This is a genomic window from Bradyrhizobium sp. UFLA05-108 (assembly GCF_059803455.1).
The window spans coordinates 1-1427 of the sequence record NZ_JBANAZ010000190.1 but is presented as its reverse complement, the minus strand read 5'-3'; the positions used below and the strand labels follow the sequence as shown (position 1 = coordinate 1427).

At 61.4% G+C, this 1427-nt stretch carries 1 protein-coding gene; it reads right to left on the bottom strand.

All coding sequences use genetic code 11. From position 1 onward, the window contains the following. On the bottom strand, nt 1-1427 hold a 1427-nt coding region (locus SO140_RS45860; protein ID WP_498544188.1), incomplete at both ends, for a mechanosensitive ion channel family protein.

The following is a 1427-nucleotide window of genomic DNA, read 5'->3' as shown; positions in this document are numbered from 1 at the left end:
GGCTCGGCACGTAGCCAGTCACGCTCAGGATAATACCGTCCGGCCCCAGCTGGCTAAAGCGCACATAAGGTGCCGGCGTCTCCAGAATGGTTTCGTACTCGTTATAGGCGCTGAGCAAGATATTGCGCACCTGCTCCGGATCGATCGAGGTCGGGAACGTCAGCGCGATGGTCACTACCCCTTGCGCGTTGCCCATGGTGGCGTTGCGCACGTTCTGCGAGATCAGCTGCGAGTTCGGTACGATCATGGTGGAGCGGTCGCTGAGCTGGATTTCGGTGGCGCGCACGTTGATGCGCCGCACGTCGCCTTCCACGCCGCCGATGCCGATCATATCCCCGACCTTCACCGGGCGCTCGGTTAGCAGGATCAGGCCGGAAATAAAGTTCTTCACGATCTCCTGTAAACCGAAACCGATACCGACCGACAAGGCGCTGACGATCCACGCCAGGTTGCTCCACTGGATGCCGAGCGCCGCCAGGGTGATCAGAATCACCAGCACATAACCGATATTGCTGAACAGCGTCACCAGCGAGGCCCGGATGCCGACGTCCGAAATGGTTTTCGGCAGCAGCTCAGAGCCCAGCCAGCGCCGCACCGCGCGCAGAATGTAGATACCGATCGCCAGACAGATCACGGCGTTGAGCAGGTTGCCGGGCACGATGTTGAAACGCTGCAAGCCTTCGCCGGTCAGGATCGAGACGATTTTCTCCATCAACGACCCCGGCGTGGTGCTGCCGAACGAGCCGTTGAACAACGCGACGATCATCAACAGCAACAGCGAACATTTGGCCAGCGCGGTGGTGATGATCGCCACCTGTTCGAGATGGCGATCCTTGAAGCTGAGCGTTTTCTTCAGCATCTTGCCGCTGACGGTCTGCGGCGAAAACAGCGCGGCGCACAGGTCAGTGGCGAACAACACCATGAAGTAGAACGCCATCAGCACCAGCACCACCCAGATCAGCTGGTAGGTCAGGAAGCGGGCGAAGGCGATGTAACCCACAAGCAAGGAAAGCAGGATCACCACCGAACACACCAGGGTGACGATGTGCACCAGCCCGCCGACCAGTGTGCGTTTTTCCAGGTGCGCGCCCTGCTGCTCCAGACGGCGACGAATGCGCTGGCCGCGCAGCGGCGCCGCCAGCAGCACCATGCCGATCAATCCCGCTACCAGGCCGTTGCCGAAGATGGTGGTGGCCAATGAGGCGCTGACGACGTTGTTGATCAGCTCAACGGTGCCGAACGCCAGCGCCAGACCGGCCAGCAGCGGCGAGAAGTAACGCAGCCCGGCGGCCACTTCATTGTCCAGCGAAGCCAAACGCCACGACGGACGATTCAGCGACAGCGCCGCACGCCCCAGCCCGGCGATCAGCGCGCAGAAAATCCCCAGACGGTTAAAGCCTTCGGCGAAGTCTTCCAGCATCACCGGC